14 protein-coding genes are annotated in these 15,909 nt (G+C 70.9%); 4 read left to right on the forward strand and 10 right to left on the reverse strand.

Translation table 11 applies throughout. From position 1 onward, the window contains the following. The first annotated feature begins 307 nt into the window (after positions 1–307). Complete coding sequence (locus ACTVAJ_RS14955; protein ID WP_470388750.1) at positions 308–541, forward strand: DUF397 domain-containing protein; 234 nt, start codon at positions 308–310, stop codon at positions 539–541. Positions 542–754: 213 nt separating this feature from the next. Here ACTVAJ_RS14955 and ACTVAJ_RS14960 read toward each other — a convergent pair whose 3' ends face one another. Next, on the reverse strand, positions 755–1,597 hold the full coding sequence (locus ACTVAJ_RS14960) for a helix-turn-helix domain-containing protein (protein ID WP_470388751.1): 843 nt from the start codon (positions 1,595–1,597) through the stop codon (positions 755–757). 257 nt (positions 1,598–1,854) lie between these two features. Beyond that, a complete protein-coding gene (locus ACTVAJ_RS14965; protein ID WP_470388752.1) occupies positions 1,855–2,352 on the reverse strand; it encodes an ATP-binding protein in 498 nt (165 codons plus the stop codon). Between the two features lie 341 nt (positions 2,353–2,693). On the opposite strand from ACTVAJ_RS14965, the gene ACTVAJ_RS14970 reads away from it, so the two are divergent. Next, complete coding sequence (locus ACTVAJ_RS14970; protein WP_470388753.1) at positions 2,694–3,452, forward strand: SDR family oxidoreductase; 759 nt, start codon at positions 2,694–2,696, stop codon at positions 3,450–3,452. Between the two features lie 19 nt (positions 3,453–3,471). Here ACTVAJ_RS14970 and ACTVAJ_RS14975 read toward each other — a convergent pair whose 3' ends face one another. The 7 genes from ACTVAJ_RS14975 to hrpA all read right to left on the reverse strand — a co-directional run bounded on the left by ACTVAJ_RS14975 (position 3,472) and on the right by hrpA (position 13,535). After that, positions 3,472–4,467: a serine hydrolase gene (locus ACTVAJ_RS14975; RefSeq protein ID WP_470388754.1), complete on the reverse strand. Its 996-nt coding sequence runs from the start codon at positions 4,465–4,467 to the stop codon at positions 3,472–3,474. 133 nt (positions 4,468–4,600) lie between these two features. Then, entirely contained in the window at positions 4,601–5,215 is a 615-nt protein-coding gene (locus tag ACTVAJ_RS14980; RefSeq protein WP_470388755.1) for an energy-coupling factor transporter transmembrane component T family protein, read from the reverse strand. After that, positions 5,212–5,913: an energy-coupling factor ABC transporter ATP-binding protein gene (locus ACTVAJ_RS14985; protein WP_470388756.1), complete on the reverse strand. Its 702-nt coding sequence runs from the start codon at positions 5,911–5,913 to the stop codon at positions 5,212–5,214. The genes ACTVAJ_RS14980 and ACTVAJ_RS14985 overlap by 4 nt, the downstream gene beginning before the upstream one ends. Next, the gene (locus ACTVAJ_RS14990; protein ID WP_470388757.1) at positions 5,913–6,527 is read right to left on the reverse strand and encodes a biotin transporter BioY; all 615 of its coding nucleotides are present in this window, start codon (positions 6,525–6,527) and stop codon (positions 5,913–5,915) included. Before ACTVAJ_RS14990 ends, ACTVAJ_RS14985 begins: the two co-directional genes overlap by 1 nt. 481 nt (positions 6,528–7,008) lie before the next feature. Then, positions 7,009–8,277 carry a collagen-binding domain-containing protein gene (locus ACTVAJ_RS14995; RefSeq protein WP_470388772.1) on the reverse strand — a complete coding sequence of 423 codons (1,269 nt, stop codon included), beginning with the start codon at positions 8,275–8,277 and terminating at the stop codon, positions 7,009–7,011. 159 nt (positions 8,278–8,436) lie between these two features. Continuing rightward, positions 8,437–9,528 carry a lactonase family protein gene (locus ACTVAJ_RS15000; protein ID WP_470388758.1) on the reverse strand — a complete coding sequence of 364 codons (1,092 nt, stop codon included), beginning with the start codon at positions 9,526–9,528 and terminating at the stop codon, positions 8,437–8,439. A 59-nt stretch (positions 9,529–9,587) separates the two neighbouring features. Further along, positions 9,588–13,535: an ATP-dependent RNA helicase HrpA gene (hrpA, locus tag ACTVAJ_RS15005; protein WP_470388759.1), complete on the reverse strand. Its 3,948-nt coding sequence runs from the start codon at positions 13,533–13,535 to the stop codon at positions 9,588–9,590. A 293-nt stretch (positions 13,536–13,828) separates the two neighbouring features. Between hrpA and ACTVAJ_RS15010 the strand changes: the two genes are divergently transcribed. Then, positions 13,829–14,404: a TetR/AcrR family transcriptional regulator gene (locus ACTVAJ_RS15010; protein ID WP_470388760.1), complete on the forward strand. Its 576-nt coding sequence runs from the start codon at positions 13,829–13,831 to the stop codon at positions 14,402–14,404. Positions 14,405–14,503: 99 nt separating this feature from the next. Then, positions 14,504–14,875, forward strand: coding sequence for a cupin domain-containing protein (locus ACTVAJ_RS15015; RefSeq protein ID WP_470388761.1), 372 nt, complete (start codon positions 14,504–14,506; stop codon positions 14,873–14,875). Positions 14,876–14,913: 38 nt separating this feature from the next. On the opposite strand, the gene ACTVAJ_RS15020 is transcribed toward ACTVAJ_RS15015, so the two are convergent. Further along, complete coding sequence (locus ACTVAJ_RS15020; RefSeq protein ID WP_470388762.1) at positions 14,914–15,906, reverse strand: helix-turn-helix domain-containing protein; 993 nt, start codon at positions 15,904–15,906, stop codon at positions 14,914–14,916. Positions 15,907–15,909: the final 3 nt, after the last annotated feature.

Here is a 15,909-nt window from a genome sequence, read left to right on the forward strand (position 1 = left end):
GTTCACCCAGGACACACTGACCACACCCTCCCCCTCCCCGAGCCCCACCGGCCACCCGGCCGGTGGGGCTCTCGCCTGCACCCCAACGACGTTCCGCCCAGGAGTTTTCTGCATTTTTTTATGTTTTTGTCGGTTCTTCGCACCCCACACTGAGACCCTTCGATTACATGGCGCTTACATCACGCGAAAGCCTGGGACAAGTGGCCCTCGTCACGCTAGTGTTGTGAATGTGACAGTGCTGATGCACGTGCATATGTCAGTGCATCGGCACAGCACTTCCCCTCAAGTGACAAAGGAGCAGCACAGCATGACCGCACACAACGGCATCACCGCGACCGAGCTCACCGGTGCGGCGTGGCAGAAGGCCAAGCGCAGCAACTCCCAGGGCGCCTGCGTGGAGATGGCACGACTGAGCGACGGCTCGATCGCCGTACGCAACTCCCGGTTCCCCTCGGGGCCCGCACTGGTCTACACCCAGGAGGAGATCGACTGCATGATCCTGGGCGCCAAGGACGGCGACTTCGACAACCTGCTGAGCTGAACCGGCGGACCCGGCGCCCCGGCGGCACGCCTCGGAGCTCCGGCTCCGGACGTCCGTCCTCCCCGGCGGCGGCACCGGGCCTCTCTCACCCCGGGCGGGCCGCCGCCACACCTGGGGGCTCCACCGCGGCGGTGGAGCCCCCAGGACCGACGGGGCCGCGGTCACACGGGACGCCGGACACGGGCGCCGCTCCCCGGGCAGACGGGTCGGCGGTCAGTCCCTCTCCAGGTCCGCCAGCATCTCCTCAAGCATCTCCAGGGTCTCGTCCGGCGTGGCCGCCGCGACGCTCAGCCTGGTCATCGCCTTGGTGTAGGCCTCCACCACGCTCCGGCGGTCGACGATCTCCCCGTCGGTGAGCTGCTCCAGGTAGAGCAGGTCCGCGAGTTCGAAGTCGGAGTAGCGGAGCAGGGTGAACGATCCCGCCTCCGCGGCGTGCGCGCCGACCACGAAGGGGACGATCTGGAGGGTGATGTTGTCGTAGTCCTTGCAGAACTCGATCAGGCGCCTGATCTGGCCGCGCATGATCTCCCGGCCGCGCGGCTTGCCCCCGATGGGCCGACGGACCGCGGCCTCGTCGAGGATGACCCACATGCGCATGTCCTTGTCGCGGTCGAGCCGCTGCTGTCTGCGCAGCCTGGCCTCGATCCGCTGTTCGGTGACCATGTCGGTCTCCACGCCGCCGGAGATGATCTCGCGCGCGTACTCCTCGGTCTGGAGCAGACCCGGCACGAACTGGGACTCGTAGATCCGGATGTGGTCGGCGGCCTCCTCGAAACCCACGTAGCGGACGAACCACTTGTGCAGGGAGTCGCCGTACTCCTTCCACCAGCCCGGCTTGTTCGATTCGCGGGCCACTTCGAGGAATTGCTTGATGACCTTGCGGTCGGTGACCCCGTACATCTTGAGGAGGTCCTCGATATCCCGAAGCTTGAAACCGACCCGGCCGAGTTCCATCCGGCTGATCTTGGACGCGGACGCGCGAATCCGGTTCCCCGCGTCCTCACGGGTGATACCGCGCTGTTCGCGGTACTGCCGTAGCTCGTGCCCGAGGAGCATGCGACGCACGGTGGGGCCACTCCCCTTGCGCAATCGAGCGATATCCACGTTCGCCGCCTCTCTGTACATTCCTCGAACAAGGGTATCCGGACCGGTGGGACTCCTTTGCCGTGCGGCCGGGACACCACACGTACACGATATAGCCACGGTCTCCGTACGCGCGGAGCCACATCCGGTCACTGTCCCGTGTCCGACCGCCCCTCGACCGGTCGCGGCCGCGGACGGCGGGCGGCCGCCCGCCGGGGCCGGGCGGCACGTCACACGAATTGCGCCCAAACGAACTTTCCGCTGGGGGGTGTCGGAATCACTCCCCACTCTCGCGCGAAAGCACTGACGAGTGCAAGCCCCCGCCCCCCTTCGAGGGTCAGGTCCGCCTGCCTTCTCCTGGGCCACCGTTCCCCGCCGTCGCGAACCGCGCAGATGAATTCGCGGCCGCTGCGCATGAGGGAGAGCTGAATACCGCCCTCGCCCGGCCGGGACACCGGCAGGGGACCGCCGTGCCGGACCGCATTGGTCACCAATTCGGAAACGACGACCGAGACATCGTCGGACAAGTACCCCATCTCCCATTCGCGGAGAAGGACCTCGGATATCTCGCGTGCGGCGCCCACGGCGTACGGCCTGGGCTCGAAGCCCCACGTGACGGCGTCGTGCCGGTCACCGCACACGGGCGTGTTCCACCGGCTGGAACCGTGCTTCAGGACCCTGAACCACCAGCCACCGGCCGGTTCCGCCACCGCCTCCGCACACTCCATGCCTTCCACTCCTCCCCGGTGCGTGCGCCCCGAACCCGTTCGCCCCGCGCTCACGGAAATCGCCGCGAAACCCGCGCCCCGCACTCGGGGAACAGCACGTCACTCCGCTGGCGCGTGCTGCTGCACGGTTCGAATGCACGTGCACCCTGGCCTTGGAGGCAATCGTAGGCCAAGCCCTGACAATGTGCAGGGAAACAGGGACACCCATCCCCGGCGAGGTTTCCGGCGCATGTCAGGGGCTTCCGGCACGACACGTTCACACCACCCCTACTACCTACCGACCGGTAGGGATGGGGATAGGATTCCCCCGCGCCCACCTCGTGAACCTTGGAGGTAACACCATGTCCCCAACACCCCGTGTGGCCATCGTGACCGGCGCCGCCCGAGGCATCGGCGCGGCCACCGCCGAACGGCTGGCACGTGAGGGCCGGGCCGTGGCCGTGCTGGACCTGAAGGAGTCGGACGCCCAGGAGGTCGTGGACCGCATCACCGCCGAGGGCGGCCGGGCTCTCGCGGTGGGCTGTGACGTGTCCGACGCCGACCAGGTGGCCGCCGCGGTCGACACCGTCGCCGAGCGCCTCGGACCGCCGCAGATCCTGGTGAACAACGCCGGTGTCCTGCGCGACAACCTGCTGTTCAAGATGTCGGTGGAGGACTGGGACACCGTGATGAACGTGCACCTGCGGGGCGCGTTCCTCATGAGCCGGGCCGCCCAGGCGCACATGACCGAGCACACGTGGGGCCGGATCGTCAACCTGTCCAGCTCCTCGGCGCAGGGCAACCGCGGCCAGGCCAACTACTCCGCGGCCAAGGCCGGCCTTCAGGGCTTCACCAAGACCCTGGCGATCGAACTGGGCAAGTTCGGCGTCACCTGCAACGCGGTGGCGCCCGGGTTCATCGAGACCGACATGACCCGGGCCACGGCCGAGCGCGTCGGCGTCGACTACGACGCCATGAAGGAGTTCAAGGCCGCCGAGATCCCGGTCCGCCGGGTGGGGGAGCCGGACGACATCGCCAACACGATCGCCTTCCTCACCGGTGAGGCGGCAGGGTTCGTGTCCGGCCAGGTCATCTACGTCGCTGGCGGCCCGCTCGACTGATCTCCGCCACGGCGGCGGTTCACCCGACGACCGCCTCCGCGCCCCCGGGTTCCGCCCGGTTCCCGGGGGCCTCGAACTCCCCGACCACGACGGACACCAGCTCCTCGACCAGGTCGACACCGCCCGCGTAGCCGGGGTGGCCGTCGGAGAGGACCGCGATGAGGTACCCGTGCTCGGGGCCCACCACGTAGCCGACACTGTTGATGTTCCACAACCCGCCGTTGCTCTCCCGCGGGACCCAGCCGTTCTTGAGACCGACCGTGTCGCCGGAACCGGCCGCCGCGCTGATCCCCCACGCCTGTTCGGGGGCGACGGACTCCATGAGGCCGCGCGCGTAGTCGCGGTCCTCCTCCGAGAGTGGCCCCTGGTCGGTGTACAGGGCGCGCAGCAGGCGGATCTGGTCGGACGCGGTGGTGCGGGTGGCACCCCAGACGCCGCGCGGGTGCGGTTCGGTACCCCTGAGGCCGAGCGTCCCGGCCCCCTCCGTGAAGCCCTCGGTGAAGCCGAGGCGCGCGTAGAGGCCGTCGGTGACCCCGTTGTCGCTGTAGCGGATCATCCGCTCCGCCCGGGCGCGCTCGGAGGCGGTCAGCTCGCGGCCCTCCTCGCCGGCGCGGAGGAGCAGCAGGGTGAGAATGGTCAGCTTGGCGCTGCTGGCCATGGGGAACCGTTCGTGCGCCGCGTGGCTGAAGGTGGTTCCCGTACGCAGGTCCTGCACGGCGACACCGCACCGCACACCGTGTTCCTCGATGATCGCCGCGACCCGTTCGGAGAGGTCGCCCCGCTGCTCCGGGGTGAGAACGGAGCCCCCGACCACCGGTCCGGGCGTCTGCCGCGGGGGCGGCCCCGGGAGGGGAGCGACACCGTCGGCGACCGCGGTGCCCGGCGGTCCCGGTTCGGGGTCCCCCCGTGCGGCGGAGCCCGCCCCCGGTAGGGCGAGGGCCATGGTCACGGCCACCGTGACCGCCGCGAGCGCGTGCGGCCAGGTGCGCGAGTCGGCGGGAGGGCGCCGGGGCACGCTATCACCGGTCCGTTGGCGGGGAGGAATGGGCTGTTTTGCCCATTATCTACCCGTAGACGGGCGCCGGACTTAGCCGATATTGAATCGGTATGGCAGGATCTGGACTCGTTTCGGAACGCACACCCCTCGGTCACCCCTGACGGCGCGTCTCCTCGTCGATGCCGCGTGCCACGAGCGCTTCGCCGGTCGCGTCCGCCATCCGGAGCAGCTGGACGATCACCGGCACCACCAGCAGGTACGGACGTCCCGACAGGCCCCGGGCCACATAGCCCTCACGGGCGGTCCGCCAGGCCACCAGAACCATGGGGATGGAGCGCACGGTCAGTGCCAGGACCAGGGCGACGCGGTCGGGGTTGGCGCCCACGCGGCGCAGTGGTCGGGCCAGGCGCTCGAAGAGGCCGAGCATCTCACCGACACGGGTCGTGAGCGTGACGGCGTTGGCCAGCAGCACGAGGGCCGCCAGCTGTGCGCAGAGCCGGAGGGCCGTCTGCCAGTCGCCGAACAGCGTCTGGAACACACCGATGGCCAACAGGAACGGCCACAGGACGCGCAGGGCCCCGAGCGCGTGGCGCGGTGGCAGTCCGACGACCGGGTACAGGACGAGGGCGGCGGCGAGCGCACCGACCGCCGGCCAGTGGTGGTCCGCCACGATCAGGGCGACACCGACGACCAGCAGCGCCAGGAGCTTGGGACCGGCCGGGATCCGGTGCAGCGGACCCGAACCCGGCACGTAGAGGCCGGTCACCGGTCTGTCTCCTCCCGGTCCGGCCGTTCCATCCGGTCCACGTAGAAGGGCACCGCCTCTCCCGGAGCACCGTCGAGGACCACGCGTCCGTCGTCGATGACGAGCACGCGGTCGAAGCCGGTGAGCAGGTCCAGGTCGTGGGTGAAGAGGACGACCTGCTGGTCGAGGCGTTCCAGGGTGCGGTGCACCATCCGGGTGTTGCGCAGGTCGAGCAGGGTGGTGGGCTCGTCGCAGACCAGTACGTCGGGTTCGGTGACCAGTACCGACGCCAGGGCCAGGAGTTGCTTCTGGCCGCCCGACAGCAGGTGTCCGGGGTGGTCGCGGTGGCCGTCCAGACCGAACCGCTCCAGGATCCGGTCCACCCTTCCGGCGGTCTCCTCGGCGCCCAGGCGCAGCGACCGCAGGCCGATCTCCACGTCCTCGGCCACCGTGGGCATGATGATCTGGTGCGAGGCGTCGGAGAAGACGAACCCCACCCGACGGCGGACCCGCTTCGCGTGCCGCCGGGTGTTCCACTCCCCCAGGGACACCGTGCCCGCGTCCGGGACGACGAGGCCGTTGAGGGTACGGGCGAGTGTGGACTTGCCGGACCCGTTGGCCCCGATCACGCCGATGCGGTGCTCGGCGAGATCGAGGGTGACGTCGCGCAGTACCGCGCGGCCGTCGTAGGAGTGGGACACCCCCTCCAGTCGGAGCATCAGGCGGCCTCTTCGAGCACCGGGCGTCCGGCGGGCGGGATCGGGTAGGCGCGGAAGACCGTGACGGCGATGAGGGCGGTGACCACGGCCTTGACGGCGTCGCCGGGCAGGTAGACGAGCATCGAGAGTCCGGCGGCCAGGACGCCGTCGCCGAGGGCGACCGCCATCCAGGGCACACCGATCGCGTAGATGACGAGGATGCCGCCGACCAGGTTGATCCCCAGGCCCTTCCAGAAGGAGTACTTTCCGCCGCGGATCATGAGATCGGTGAGGACGCCGATGACGAGGGCGGCGAAGATCCAGCTGACGATGAATCCGGCGGAGGGTCCGGCCAGGACGGCGAGGCCGCCGCGTCCGCCCGCGAAGAGCGGGAGTCCGGCCAGGCCGAGGGCGAGGAAGGTGGCGACGGCGAGGGTGCCGCGCTTCCAGCCCAGGAGGGTGGGGGTGAGCATGATGCCGAGCGTCTGGAGGGTGATCGGCACGGGGGAGAAGGGGATCGGGATGGCCACGGAGACGCTCAGGGCCGCGATGAGGGCGGCGAAGACGGCGATGAGCGACAGGTCGCGGGCGGTCAGGCCCTTGTAGCGGACGTGTGTGGTCGTGGGGGTGGGCATGCGGGGTTCCCCTCAGGGAGGTAGCGGGTGATGGATCCCAACTATTGTCCGGTATGCCCGGTTCTCGGGTGTAGGCCGGGGCGCACAGAAGGCCGCGCCCCGGTGTTGTGGGGGTTCGCCTGAGACGCGCGTCACTCCCGGTGGAAGGTGGCGTCCGCGCGGAGGGAGGTCAGGAGGGCGGCCCGGTCGGAGCCGGGGAAGGACAGATGGCCCGGATCGAGAGGATCCGGGCCCGTCCGCACCCGTCGGAGCGGCTGGTACCCCGACCAGGCCGATGCGGCGCCCGATCACCGGCCATGGCCCGGGGCTCGTCCGCGCCGCATAGGTGGAAGAGCCGGAGGACATCGCGGACAGCCCGGCCATCGATGCCCGGGCCCATGGGCAGACGGTCCCTTGCCGAGCCGAGGACCACGGGTGAGCCGATACTCGGCGCGGTCGAAGCCTCGGCTCGGAAAGAACTCCGCGAGCCCGGCGCTGACGGTCACCGACGGTAGTACGGGTACGTCGGCGAGGGCGTCGGTGACGGCTCCGGTGTCGGTCGGGGCTCGGGGCTCGGGCTGGGCGACGGCTCCGGGCTCGGTTCCGGGGACTGTGTCGGAGACGGCGTCGGTCGGGGCTCGGGACCCGCGTCACACGTGGACACCTCGGTGTCGAACGGGTGGTAGTGCAGTTCCAGGAAACGCGTGGCCGTCCGGGGCCCGCCGAGGTCCTGGGTGAAGGTCCCGGCGACCACGGTGCCCTCGATGTTGGCGGCCGAGTAGTGGGCGACGTCGGCGTCCGGGGCGTAGACCGTGCCCTCGACGCTGTCGACCCCCTGGGGGATCGTGACCGCGTCGGCTCCGTTGAAGTTCCACAGCGTGTAGGGCGCGGTGGCACCGCTCGCACCTGCCGGTGTGGGACCCTCCCAGGTGAAGGCGCCGCCCGTACCCGAGGTGTCGACGTTGATGATCAGTGGTGTGTCCGCGGTCGGCGGGTCGTCGAAGGTGAGCTGGGCGAGGGAGTTGAAGGCCTCTCCCGTGATGTTGAGGACGTTCTGCTCACCCGGCGTGAGGTGTACGTGCACGTCGGCTCCGGGCGGGATGTCGTTCGGGTCGTACTCGACGTCACCGTTGGCGTTGGTCAGGCGGACCGTGGTGACGCACGCGGACAGGCCCGAGGAGTAGGAGCGGAAGTCGGCGAAGGCCCGGCCGAAGTCGATGAGGTCAGCGTCGGCACCGACCGAGGCCTCGGGCTGCCGGGTGCTCAGCTGGACCCTCGGCGTGCCGTCGTAACCGGTCCCCTCCGGGGTGATCCGGGTGTTGACCTGGGCTCCGTTGAGGTCGGTGGTGTGCACCCCGGCGTTGTCGAGCGAGCCGATCTTGACGTAGCCGCTGGTGGGGACGCTGAGTTCGGCGGAGGATCCGCTGGCGGCGAAGTCCAGCCCGCCGCGCACCAGCAGCGCCACCGGGTTCGTCTCCCCCTGGCCCTGGACGGTCCCGGCATCGTCGATGCGCACCCTGTACTGCGATCCGAACGCCAGGTCACCGCCGACCGCGATCGGACCCTCGGACTCGGTGCCGGACAGGTAGGTGTCACCCTCGGAGATGGCGTTGAAACCGCGTGCGGGCGCGACGGGGTTGACCGTGACGGCGCCCACGGCGTGGGACGTGGGCCACCAGCCCCGGAAACCCGGTGCCGCCGAGAGGGCGCCCGCCGCCAGGACCAGCGACGCCGCGGTGACCAGGGAACGTCGGGCGGCCGACCGCTCCATTCTCACTCTGTGATCATTAATTCACTCATAGTAGTGAAAATGCCTCATATCGCACGTAACGCCACGGCGGTCCGCCGAGGAGAGCGGAGACTGGGCCACCGGCCCGCCGCCCCGCCCCGGAGCGGCACCGGGATACCGGGGAGGGGCACGCGAAGGCCTCTAGGCGTCCTGGCCCCCGGCGCGTCGGACGCGCTTGATCGGAACCGGGAGCACGCACACCGGATCGGGGAGCGCCAGACGGTGACCCGTGTCCTCGGGGATCCCCGTCCCGGGATCCACCCGCAGGGACATCAGGGAGCCCCCGTTCTGGGCCGCGGCCACGACGTGGTCGGGGTCGCCATGGTGGCCGCGTACGACGGTGAAGTGGCGCGGCCACGCGCCCAGCGGCGTGTCGGCCAGGTGCTCCAACCGGTCCCCGCCGTCATGGACGGCGAAGGTGGACAGCACGTCGGCGCCCCGGTTGGACACGTACACGCGATCACCGTGCACGGTGATCTCGGCGGGGAAATTGGTTCCGGCGGCCTCCTGGGCGGTGGCGGGGACCGATCCCAGGTGCTCGCCGGAGCCCGTGCCTCGGTCCCAGCGCACGACGTGCACCCGCGAGTCCAGCTCACCGGACACGTACACGTGGGTACCCGAGGGGGCCACCGCCATGTGGCGCGGACCGGTGCCGGCGGGCAGCCCGACTGCTCCGACGGCGCCCTCACGGGAGTACACGCGCAGGTCGTCGGTGCCCAGATCGGCCACCAGCACGTGATCGCCCACGCGTGCCGCGCTGTGCGCGTGCGGTCCTTCCTGGCGGTCGGCGACCGGGCCGCCGCCCATGTGCCCGAACCGCGCCGTGCGCACCCCCAGGGCACCGTCCGGCGCCAGGTCGTGGAAGGTCACGACACCGTCGGCGTAGTTGCTCACCGCGAGCTCGGAACCCGTGGAGAGTACGTGGCACGGCGATCCGCCGCCCGAGGGCACGGAGCCCAGTTCGGTGAGCGTGGCCGCACCCGACACGCGGAAGGCGGTGACCGTGCCCTCGGCACGTTCGTTGACCGCGTAGACCGCGTAGCCCCCGGCCCCCTCGGACGCGGTGTTGAGCGTCAGGAAGGACGGTCCGGGGGTACGCGCGGCGACGCCGCCGTCGGTCAGCTCCCCCGTCACGGGATCGAACCAGACCCGGTGGACGCCCTCGCCCTTGCCTGGCGGGTCGGAGTCCGGGGTGTAGGTACCCACGAAGAGGAGACGCCACCGCTGGTCCACCGAGCAACCTCGTTTCCTTCGCACATCCGCCGAAAGTGGTCTATACCACCAGCGGCATGCTATCGTCCGGCCGTCTTCACCGCCTCCAGCGCCTTCATGATCCGCTTGTCCGAGACCGGGTAGGCGGTCCGCAGCTCCTGCGCGAACAGGCTGATCCGGTACTCCTCCAGCATCCAGCGCAGTTCGGCCACGTCCCCGTCGGCCGCGCGCCCGGCGGGCAGCGCGCCCGCGACCTTGCGCACCGCCTGGCGCATCTGCTCGACCTTGGCCATGTTCACCTGGTCGCGCCGCGGGTTCTCCGCCAGCTTGTTCAGCCGGTACTCCACACCGCGCAGGTACCGGTGCAGGTCGTCCAGGCGGGACAGGCCGGTCCGGGTGGCGAAACCCTCCGAGACCAGGTCGCCGAGCTGGCCCTGCACGTCGTTGAGCGAGGGCAGCACGGCCAGGGACGTGGTGCCCTTGACCTTCTTGGCCACCTTGCGCCACAACGCGAGCACCCGGGCCACCTTGCGCAGCAGGTCGTCGAGGGCGTCACCGAGGTCGGCCCTGATCCGGTCGGCGAGCTTGGCGAAGTCCTCGGCGTTCCACACCGGACCGCCCTCGCGGGCCAGCAGGTGGTCGACGGCGGCGGCCTCGCAGTCGGCCATGAGCTTCTTGACCGACCCGTGCGGGTTGTCGGCGAGGGCGAGCTTGTCCGGGTTGTTCAGCCCCTTGCTCACCGCGAGCGCCGGAGAGGGGATGTTGAGCAGCAGGAGCCTGCGGGTGCCCGCCCACATGGCGGCGCGCTGCTCGGGCTGGGTGTCGAAGATCCGCACGGCCACGCTGTCGCCCTCGTCCACCAGGGCCGGGTACCCCTTGACCTTGGGGCCGAGCGCCTTGCGTTCCAGCGTGCGCTCCAGCGGGCCGAAGTCCCAGGAGGTGAGCCCCTTCTTCTCCACGCCCTTGGCCTCGGCCGAGATCGCCTCCCGGAGTCTGGGCTTGAGTTTGGCGCGGAGTCTCTCCAGGTCCTTGTCCTCGGCGAGGGACCGGTTCCTTCCGTCCACCGCGCGGAAGGTGATGCGCAGGTGGTCGGGCACCCGGTCCAGCTGGAAGGCGCTCGCGGGCACCTTCTCCCCCGCCATCCGGGTCAGCTCCTCGGCCAGTGCGTCCACGAGGGACCCCTGGTAGGGGACGAGTCCGGCGCGGGCCCGGGCGGCGTGGTCCGGGACGGGGACGAAGTTGCGGCGCAGCGGCTTGGGCAGCGAGCGGATCAGCGCGGTGACCAGGTCGTCGCGCAGACCGGGGATCTGCCAGTCGAACCCGTCGGCCTCGACCTGGTTGAGCACCTTGAGCGGGATGTGCGCGGTGACGCCGTCGGCGGCGCTGCCCGGCTCGAACTGGTAGGTGAGCGGGAAGGCGAAGGGCCCCTGACGCCACACGTCGGGGTAGTCGTCCTCGCTGACGTCACCGGCGCCGTCGTTGATCAGCTCGTCGCGGGTGAAGTCGAGCAGGGCGGGCTCGGTCCGGCGCTCCTTCTTCCACCAGGAGTCGAAGTGCGCGGCCGAGACGACGTGCTCCGGGACGCGGCGGTCGTAGAAGGCGAACAGCGCCTCGTCGTCGACGACGATGTCGCGGCGGCGCGCCCGGTGTTCGAGGTCCTCGACCTCCTCCAGGAGCTTGCGGTTGTCGTGGAAGAAGTGGTGCCGGGTGTCCCAGTCGCCCTCGACCAGCGCGCGCCGGATGAACAGCTCGCGGGAGAGCACCGGGTCGATCCGCCCGTACTGCACCTTGCGCTGCACGACGATCGGCACCCCGTAGAGGGTGACGCGCTCGAAGGCCATGACCGCGCCGCGCTTGCGCTCCCAGTGCGGTTCGCTGTGGTTGCGCTTGACGATGTCCCCGGCGAGCTCCTCGGCCCACTCCGGTTCGATCCTGCCGACCATGCGCCCCCAGAGCTTGGAGGTCTCCACCAGCTCGGCGGCCATGACGAAGCGCGGCTGCTTCTTGAACAGCGACGACCCGGGGAAGATCGCGAACCGCGCGCCGCGCCCGCCCAGGTACTCGTGTTTGTCCGGGTCCTTGAGGCCGACGTGCGACAGCAGTCCGGCCAGCAGGGACATGTGCACCGACCGGGTGTCGACCGCGTCCTCGGGAAGGCGGGGCACCTCCACGTCCATGGAGCGCAGCACCTGCTTGAGCTGGCCGTGGATGTCCTGCCACTCGCGGACGCGCAGGTAGTTGAGGAACTCCTCGCGGCACAGCCGGCGGAACTGGTTGCCCGACAGCTCGCGCTGCCTCTCGCGCAGGTACCGCCAGAGGTTGAGGTAGGCCAGGAAGTCCGACTCCTTGTCGGCGAACCTGGCGTGCGAGGCCTGGGCCTGCTGCTGCTTGTCGGTGGGGCGCTCGCGCGGGTCCTGGATGGACAGTGCCGAGGTGATCACCAGGACCTCGGCCAGACAGCCCCGTTCCTCGGCCTCCAGCACCATCCGGCCCAGGCGGGGGTCGATCGGCAGCTGGGCCAGGCGGCGGCCCGTGGCGGTGAGGCGGCGCTTCTTCCCCGAGGGGTCCGGGTGCAGGGCGCCGAGCTCGGTCAGGAGGTTGACGCCGTCCTTGATCTGGCGGTGGTCGGGGCCGTCCACGAACGGGAAGGCGGCCACGTCGCCCAGGCCGAGCGCGGCCATCTGGAGGATGACCGAGGCCAGGTTGGTGCGCAGGATCTCGGGGTCGGTGTACTCGGGGCGGGAGAGGAAGTCCTCCTCCGAGTACAGCCGGACGCAGATGCCCTCGGACACCCGGCCGCAGCGGCCCTTGCGCTGGTTGGCCGAGGCCTGGGAGACCGCCTCGATCGGCAGCCGCTGCACCTTGGTGCGGTGGCTGTACCGGGAGATGCGCGCCGTGCCAGGGTCGATGACGTACTTGATGCCGGGGACGGTCAGCGAGGTCTCGGCGACGTTGGTGGCCAGCACGACGCGTCGGCCCCGGTGGGAGCTCCACACGCGTTTCTGCTCGGCCACCGAGAGGCGGGCGTAGAGCGGGAGGACCTCGGTGTTGGGGAGCTTCTTCTTCTCCAGGGCCTCGGCGGTGTCGCGGATCTCGCGCTCGCCGCTGAGGAAGACGAGGACGTCGCCGGGGGCCTCGCGGCCCAGTTCGTCGACGGCGTCCAGGATCGCCTGGGTCTGGTCGCGGTCGGTCCCGCCCCCGGGGTTCCTCTCCTCAGGGTCGAGGATCTCGTCGGAGATCGGCCGGTAGCGGACCTCGACCGGATAGGTGCGGCCGGAGACCTCCACGATGGGGGCGTCGTCGAAGTGGCGGGAGAAGCGCTCGGGGTCGATGGTCGCCGAGGTGATGACGACCTTGAGGTCGGGGCGCTTGGGCAGCAGCTGCTTGAGGTACCCGAGGAGGAAGTCGATGTTGAGGCTGCGCTCGTGGGCCTCGTCGATGATGAGCGTGTCGTAGGCGCGCAGCATGCGGTCGTGCTGGATCTCGGCGAGCAGGATGCCGTCGGTCATCAGCTTGACCAGCGTGCTGTCGCCGGAGGAGTCGGTGAAGCGCACCTTGTAGCCGATGGTCTCGCCGAGCGGCGTGCCGACCTCGTCGGCGATGCGTTCGGCGACCGTGCGGGCGGCCAGGCGGCGGGGCTGGGTGTGGCCGATGGTGCCCATGACGCCGCGGCCCAGCTCCAGGCAGATCTTGGGCAGCTGCGTGGTCTTACCGGAGCCGGTCTCACCGGCGACGATGACGACCTGGTGGTCGCGGATGGCCTCGGCGATGTCCTCGCGGCGGGCGCTGACCGGGAGGGCCTCCGGGTAGGTCAGCTCGGGCACGGCCTCGCGGCGCAGGTCCACCCGCAGGGCGGCCTCGTCGATGTCCCGGCCGATCTGCTCGGTCACGGAGGCGCGGCGGCGCTCGTCGCGGATCTTGGCCAGGCCGTCGATACGGCGGCGGAGCCGGTGCCGGTCCGTCGGCATGAGGTCGCGCAACCGGGATCGCAGTGTGTCCGCGCCGGGCGCGGGCGTGGTGGTGCTCATCAGTTCTCAAGGTTATGAGGGTGGGCAACCGGTTTTTCACCCGGCTCGGCCCCGCAGCGGCGGCGTTCGGCAGCGGCGACCGGGAGTGACAACGCTCCGGGGGCCGGAGTTGTTCCGGGCCGGGGACGAAAACAGGGGCGGTTCACAAGGCACACCACACCCCCCGCGATGGGTTCCGCACCGGCGATACGGTCGTCCGGTGTTCGGCCGTCGCGGGAACAGGCGTGGCCGTGGTCGGCCCGGCCCCCTGAGGCACCGGGCCCGCTCCCCCGCGCTGTGCGAGGATGTTCCGTATGCCCAAGGACACGCGTACCGCCCTGGTGACCTCGGCCAGCGCCCTCCTGGACTCGGGCGGGATCGACGCGGTCACGCTGCGGGAGGCCGGGCGGCTGACCGGGGTGTCCGACATGGCGCCCCACACGCACTTCGCCGACAAGGAGGCGCTGCTCGCCGCCGTGGCCGCGCGCGAACTCGAACGGCTGAGCGAGGTCGTCGACGGTGCCGCACGCCAGTCCCGGAACTCCCAGGACGCCCTGCGGACGGTGCTGCGCTCCTACACCGCCTGGGCCCTGGACCACCCGGTGCGGTTCCGGTTGGTCTTCGGATCCTGGACCCGCCCACAGGAGGACCTCGACCGCTCCGCGGGCCGGGCCCGGTCCGCGCTGACGGCCGTGGTCGGCCAGTGCCAGCGCGACGGGGTCATCCCCGGCGGCGACCCGGAACGGCGCACCGCGCTCCTGCTGGCCGTGGTGCACGGGGCGATCGCCCTCCACCTGACCGGGCACCTGACCCGGGAGGGCAAGGGGAGGGCGGACCCGGACGACCTCGTCGACGACCTGCTCGACCTGCTGGGCACCGCCGCCGGATGATCCCCGACCGCCGCCCCTGACGGGGTGTCCGGCACTCCACGGGATCGTTGACACCCTGTCTCCCTCCGGGGCGGCGCCACCGGGCTAGTGTTGCCTGCCATGACGACGAACGACCAGGCCACCGCCCCCTTCACCCTGCACGTTCCCGACGCCGAGCTGGAGCCGGAGCCGCTCGACCCCGGGCAGATCGTCTCCGGTGACCCCGTGGTGACCGGCAGGGTGCTGTGGGAGTCCGCCGACGGCACCCAGATCCGCGGCCTGTGGCAGATCACGCCGGGCGTGGTCACCGACACCGAGGCCGACGAGCTCTTCGTCGTGGTGAGCGGGCGCGCCACCATCGAGGTGGACGGCGGCCCGACCCTGGAGGTCGGCCCGGGCGACGCCTGCGTCCTGCGCGAGGGCGACCGGACCACCTGGACCGTCCACGAGACGCTGCGCAAGGCCTACCACATCGGCCTTCCCCGGGACTGAGCCCTCGCGCACCGGAGGCGGGGAGCGCCGCCGCGTCCTCACGACGGGGGCGACGACGTGTCCAGACAGGACGTGTCAGCACCCCAGCTCCCGACCAGCCGCAGGGCCTCCTCCGACGGCGACCCCGGCTCGGCGTGGTAGGTCACCAGGGACTGGTACGGGTCGTGGGGCAGGGTGAGGGTCTCGAAGGACAGCGTCATCTCACCGACCACCGGATGGCGGATCCGCTTGACCCCGTGCCCCTTCTCCTTCACGTCGTGCTCCGCCCACAGCCGCCGGAACACGTCGCTCTTCATCGACAGCTCGCCGACCAGGGCCGCCAGCCGGGCGTCCTCCATGTGGCACCCCGCGTCCATGCGCAGATGGCTGACCACGTCGGACGCCTTGCCGTCCCACTCCACGAACAGTTCGCGGTAGTCCGGGCGCAGGAACACCAGGCGCGCCCAGTTGCGCTCCCGCCGCGGCAGCGCGCCCCAGTCGCCGAACAGCGCCGCCGCCATCCGGTTCCAGGCGAGGATGTCCGACCGGCGGCCGATCACGTACGCGGGCACCCCGGTCAGGGTGTCCAGCAGCTGGCGCAGGGAGGAGCGCACCTGCTGCGTACGCGCGGCGGGCTTCCCGCCGTGCCGCTTCGGCTGGGCCAGGTGGGTCAGGTGGGCGTGCTCGGCGGCCGTCAGCCGCAGGGCCCGTGCGATCGCGTCGAGGACCTCCGTGGACACGCCCCGACCGCGCCCCTGTTCCAGGCGGGTGTAGTAGGCGACGGAGACCCCGGCGAGCTGGGCGAGTTCCTCCCGGCGCAGGCCCGGCACCCTCCGGTACCGCCCGAAGTCGGGCAGGCCGACGTCCTCGGGTTTCAGGCGTGCGCGCCGGGTGCGCAGGAACTCGCTGAGCTCCGCGCGCCGGTCGAGCGGCGGTTCGGCCCCGGGGAGGGATGCCGCTCCGGGGGCGGTGTCCGAATCAGGGGTGGTCCCGGGAGCGGGGGCGGTGTCCGTGCGGGGGGCGGTGTTCCCCTCGACTGGGTACTCGTCCATGCC

The organism is Nocardiopsis sp. KDC1DS13DA1, assembly GCF_055632325.1.

Excerpts from the sequence above, each read along its gene's own strand:
- ACTVAJ_RS15020 (WP_470388762.1), bottom strand. The coding sequence starts at position 15,906 with ATGGACGAGTACCCAGTCGAGGGGAACACCGCCCCCCGCACGGACACC.
- ACTVAJ_RS15010 (WP_470388760.1), top strand. The coding sequence starts at position 13,829 with ATGCCCAAGGACACGCGTACCGCCCTGGTGACCTCGGCCAGCGCCCTC.
- ACTVAJ_RS14965 (WP_470388752.1), bottom strand. The coding sequence starts at position 2,352 with ATGGAGTGTGCGGAGGCGGTGGCGGAACCGGCCGGTGGCTGGTGGTTC.
- ACTVAJ_RS15015 (WP_470388761.1), top strand. The coding sequence starts at position 14,504 with ATGACGACGAACGACCAGGCCACCGCCCCCTTCACCCTGCACGTTCCC.
- ACTVAJ_RS14995 (WP_470388772.1), bottom strand. The coding sequence starts at position 8,277 with ATGGAGCGGTCGGCCGCCCGACGTTCCCTGGTCACCGCGGCGTCGCTG.
- ACTVAJ_RS14970 (WP_470388753.1), top strand. The coding sequence starts at position 2,694 with ATGTCCCCAACACCCCGTGTGGCCATCGTGACCGGCGCCGCCCGAGGC.
- ACTVAJ_RS14960 (WP_470388751.1), bottom strand. The coding sequence starts at position 1,597 with ATGCTCCTCGGGCACGAGCTACGGCAGTACCGCGAACAGCGCGGTATC.
- hrpA (WP_470388759.1), bottom strand. The coding sequence starts at position 13,535 with ATGAGCACCACCACGCCCGCGCCCGGCGCGGACACACTGCGATCCCGG.
- ACTVAJ_RS14990 (WP_470388757.1), bottom strand. The coding sequence starts at position 6,527 with ATGCCCACCCCCACGACCACACACGTCCGCTACAAGGGCCTGACCGCC.
- ACTVAJ_RS14955 (WP_470388750.1), top strand. The coding sequence starts at position 308 with ATGACCGCACACAACGGCATCACCGCGACCGAGCTCACCGGTGCGGCG.
- ACTVAJ_RS14985 (WP_470388756.1), bottom strand. The coding sequence starts at position 5,913 with ATGCTCCGACTGGAGGGGGTGTCCCACTCCTACGACGGCCGCGCGGTA.